Consider the following 3,928-nt stretch of genomic DNA (forward strand, 5'->3'; position numbering starts at 1 on the left):
GAGCGCCGCCTGCACGGTGGCGCGCGCGGGTGCGGCGCCCGAAGGCAGCCACGCTTCCCACAGCTCGTTCAAGGCCGCGAAGTCGGCCAGGTCGGCGAGGAAAATCTCCACGCGCAGCAGCTTGCTCTTGCTGCTCCCGGCGCGCGCGAGCAGCGCGTCGATGGCGGCGAGCACCTGGCGCGTCTGGCCGCGGATGTCTTGCGTGGCGTCGCCCGCCACCTGGCCGGCCAAGTAGACGGTGCCGTTGTGGACCGTCATTTCAGACATGCGCGGACCGCAATCAAAGCGTTGGATGTTCATGGGTGGGTGCGTGCCTTGTGCGGCTTGGAGGGCTTGCTTGTCTTGGTCGCCTCGGCCAGCGGCTTCTTGCGGCCGAACTTGCTCTCGGTGCCGGCCAACAGCTTCCTGATGTTGGCACTGTGGCGCCACACCAGCAGCAGGCTCATCACTGCAACCGCGATCGCCGCCGGACCGGCGCCCCAGATCAGTAGTTGGTAGAACGGCGCGAATGCCGCCGCCACGATGGAGGCGAGCGACACGTAGCGAAAGAACGCCAGGATGATGGCAAAACTAAGCAAGGTGGCCAGGCCGAGCCAGGGGTTCAGTGCCAGCAGCACACCGGCTGCCGTGGCCACGCCCTTGCCGCCCTTGAAGCCAAAGAACACCGGCCACAGGTGGCCGACAAAGGCCGCCAGGCCGACCAGCGCCTCGGTGCCTTCGCCCAGGCCATAGGGCGCACCGAAGCGCTGCACCAGACCCACCGCCACGGCCCCCTTGACCGCGTCCAGCACGAGGGTAAGAACCGCCGCCAGCTTGTGGCCCGAACGCAGCACGTTGGTGGCGCCGGGGTTGCCCGAGCCGTAGCTGCGCGGGTCGGCCAGGCCGAAGCCACGACTCACGATCACGGCGAACGACAGCGAGCCCAGCAGGTAGGCGGCCAGCGTGGCGAGCAGGGGGAAAACGGCGTTCATCACCGCGCCGTCAGCTCGCGTACCGGCGCGGAAACAGCACGCGGAAGGTCGTCCCCGTGGTCGGCCCGGTTTCGAGTTCGACGGACGCGTCCAGCAGTTCGCAGAGTCGCTTGACGATGGACAGGCCGACACCTTCGCCGGGCTGCTGGTGGACGGGGCGCTGGTCACGCGGCGAGGCCTTGTCCGCGATGTCCACTGCGCTGCCGGCGGGCTCTGCAGCAGCGCCCGGCTCGAGCAGCTTCGCTTCGCTCGTGGCCTGCTCCATCGCGCCGGCCAAGGGCGCGCCCGGCCCGGCATGGAAGCCAGGGCCGGTGTCCTTGACCGTCAGCACCCAGCGACGCGCGTCGTCGCTGGCGCTCGTGCCCCAACTGACCGACACGCTGCCGTGCTGCGTGTACTTGAGCGCATTGAGCAGGAGGTTCTGCGCCACGCGCCGGACCTTGACGGCGTCGCCGTCGACCACCCAGGTGTGCGGCCCGTCGGCGTTCAGCACCAGGCCGCGATCGGCGGCGAACTGCTGGTGGCCTTCGCACAGTTCGCGCAGCAGCGATGCCGCGTCGAACGACGCGACCTGGCGATGCTCTTGCCCGGCCTGCAGCCGCGCGAAGTCGATCACGTCGTCGAGCAAGGCGTGCAGCGACGAGACATTCCTCGTGAGCAGGCGCAGGAATTTTTCGCGTACTGGGCTCGCCAGGTCATCGCGCGAGAGTCCGCTGGTCACGTTCGTCACCACGCCGAGATTGCCTCGCAGATCGTGCGCCACCTGCCGCCACAACTCGGCGCGCTGCAGCTCGAGTTCGCGCACCTGCACCAGCGCCTGCTCGAGGTCGCGGACGTGGCCGGCGGCTTCGATCTGCTGCAGCGCGAAGTACTCGCCCGTGCTCTCGCTGACACCGTCATTGAACAGCTCCGCCAGGCGGCGGCGCGCCGTGAAGCCGACGTCGCGCGACAAATCCGGGCGAGCCCGCTCGAAGCGCTCGAGTTCATCGACCAGACACAGGTTCAAACGGCCCAGCTCGCGCGTCACCTCGCGCAGGTCATAGCCTTGCTGCCAGCGTTGCAGGCCGTGCGCCGCCGCGTCCTCCACCTGGTTGGCTTTGGACGCGGCCCGCTCTCGGCCGGGCTCGGCCAACAGCGCCTGCGCAAACGACTCGAGCAGGTTCGGTATGTGATCGTGCAATTGCGAAATCGGCAAGGAATCGCCGGTCGTCAGCTCGGGATCGCGCCGCACCGCCGTTCGCCATGCGCGCAGGATCTCCTCGCGGCGCTCGGCCAGATAAGTGGCCAGCGCAGCCAGCCCATCGCGCAGGGGATCCGGTCCTTGCATGCATGTCTCCGTTGGTCAGCAGCGCGCCCACCGAGGGCCGCATAGAGGGAGATGCGGCGCATTGTCCCCCGCAGCGCGCGCGGCGTGAAGGCGCTGGTGCGGCAGATGATGGCAGCGCGCTCCATGCGCATGCTAGGCTGCCGCGCCCGCCGAGTCCGAGCCCACCATGCACGTCGATCTTCAACTGCCGCTTGACCGCGATGCCGCCCGCGAACGCCTGCACGCACAAGGTTTTTGCGTGCTCAATCCGGCCGCGCTGGAGGCGCTGACCGGCCAGCCGCTGGCGCGGCTCGAGGCCATCACGCCGTTCTGGAACGACCTGCGGCCCGACCTTTATCTCAAGGACGGCGGCCACTACCGCCAGCGCCGCCATGGCTGCTTCATCCAGACCCTGAGTGCGCCCCGCCTGGAGGCCACGCCGCGCCGCGCGCACTGGCAGCCGACCACGTACAACGCGCTGCACGGCGGCATGGAGCGCTGGTTCGAGCCGCTCGATCCGGCCATGACGACGCAGCCGGCCTTCGGTGCCTTGCTCACCGAACTTGGCAACCTCTTTGCTGGCGTGCGCGCGCCCGCCGCTGGACGCTGGTATATCGAAGCGCACGGCTTTCGCATCGACACCGAAGGCGGCGTCGGCCGACCCACCCCCGAAGGCGCGCACCGCGACGGCGTCGACTTCGTCGCCGTGGTCTTCATCGGCCGCAAGGGCGTGATCGGCGGCGAGACGCGCGTGTTCGACGCGGTCGGCCCGGAAGGCGTGCGCTTCACCCTGGAGGCGCCGTGGAGCGTGCTGCTGCTCGACGATCCACGCGTGGTCCACGAGAGCACGCCAATCCAACCCGAAGACCCGCTGCACGCCGGGCACAAGGGCCACCGCGACACCTTGGTGCTGACCTACCGCTCGGGCGGGTTCCAGGCGCCACGCTGAAGCGCCTGGCACTCACCCCGCCAGCTTGTCCAGCGCCGCGCCGCTGACGCGGCAGATGCGCCAGGTCTTGAAGATTGCGCAGCCGCAATCGCGTTCAATTGATCAAGACCAGCGGTGTGCAGGTGACCCGTTCCCGATCGCGGGTGGTGATGGGGCGTTTGGGCGTTGGGGCGGTTCGGGCGGTTCGTGCGACGCGGCAGGCGGTGCCCGGCGGTTCGCAACGCAACCCACCGCCGTGTTTGCAAAGGCGCGTCCGGGCAGGCGGCAGCGCGCCTTCGAGGCGCTGAGGAGCACAGGGCTCGTGGCCGCGCGCAGCGCTTGGTCCTCTGACTCGTCGCGCTTGTTTGAACGCAGCGAACGCAGTGAGCGCAGTGAGTTGCGCGACGGGCCACGAGCCCGAGCACCGCAAGGCAGTCGCAGCGCAGCGGAGACCGCCTCGACGAAGCGCTGCCGCCTGCCCGGACGCGCCTTTGCCGCCCCAACCGACCTCTTGCCCTTGCGCCTGCCCGCAACCCGTCCGCCGAAAATTGCCGCCGGGCCGGTTGCAGGCCGCCTTTCCTAATCGGATGAAAGCAAATCCGTATGAAATCAGCGCGGCACGCTCCTCGCCGCCAGCGCGCGCGCGATCGCCTGCGCCAGCGCCGCCCGGTCAAAGGGCTTGGGCAGCAGCTCCGGCGCCGCCGGGTCGGCCGGGTCGGTCGT

4 protein-coding genes are annotated in these 3,928 nt (G+C 69.4%); 1 reads left to right on the forward strand and 3 read right to left on the reverse strand.

Going from position 1 to position 3,928, the window contains the following annotated elements:
* The 3 genes from RMO12_RS13570 to RMO12_RS13580 all read right to left on the reverse strand — a co-directional run.
* Positions 1–300, reverse strand: a 300-nt coding sequence (locus tag RMO12_RS13570) for a RidA family protein (protein WP_309639686.1), incomplete at its 3' end; no start/stop codon positions are given.
* Entirely contained in the window at positions 297–971 is a 675-nt protein-coding gene (plsY, locus tag RMO12_RS13575) for a glycerol-3-phosphate 1-O-acyltransferase PlsY (RefSeq protein ID WP_309639687.1), read from the reverse strand. The genes RMO12_RS13570 and plsY, both read right to left, overlap by 4 nt.
* Positions 972–981: 10 nt before the next feature.
* Positions 982–2,298 (reverse strand): sensor histidine kinase, encoded by a 1,317-nt coding sequence (locus RMO12_RS13580; RefSeq protein WP_309639688.1) that lies wholly within the window; start codon positions 2,296–2,298, stop codon positions 982–984.
* Between the two features lie 166 nt (positions 2,299–2,464).
* Between RMO12_RS13580 and RMO12_RS13585 the strand changes: the two genes are divergently transcribed.
* Positions 2,465–3,226, forward strand: a complete 762-nt coding sequence (locus RMO12_RS13585) for a 2OG-Fe dioxygenase family protein (protein WP_309639689.1) — start codon at positions 2,465–2,467, stop codon at positions 3,224–3,226.
* The last annotated feature ends 702 nt before the right edge of the window (positions 3,227–3,928 follow it).

The sequence above is a fragment of the Methylibium sp. genome (genome assembly GCF_031393925.1).
Taxonomy (GTDB): Bacteria; Pseudomonadota; Gammaproteobacteria; order Burkholderiales; family Burkholderiaceae_C; genus Methylibium.

What these genes read in the sequence shown, in the direction of transcription:
- plsY (WP_309639687.1), bottom strand. Translation starts at nt 971, where the DNA reads ATGAACGCCGTTTTCCCCCTGCTCGCCACGCTGGCCGCCTACCTGCTG.
- RMO12_RS13585 (WP_309639689.1), top strand. Translation starts at nt 2,465, where the DNA reads ATGCACGTCGATCTTCAACTGCCGCTTGACCGCGATGCCGCCCGCGAA.
- RMO12_RS13580 (WP_309639688.1), bottom strand. Translation starts at nt 2,298, where the DNA reads ATGCAAGGACCGGATCCCCTGCGCGATGGGCTGGCTGCGCTGGCCACT.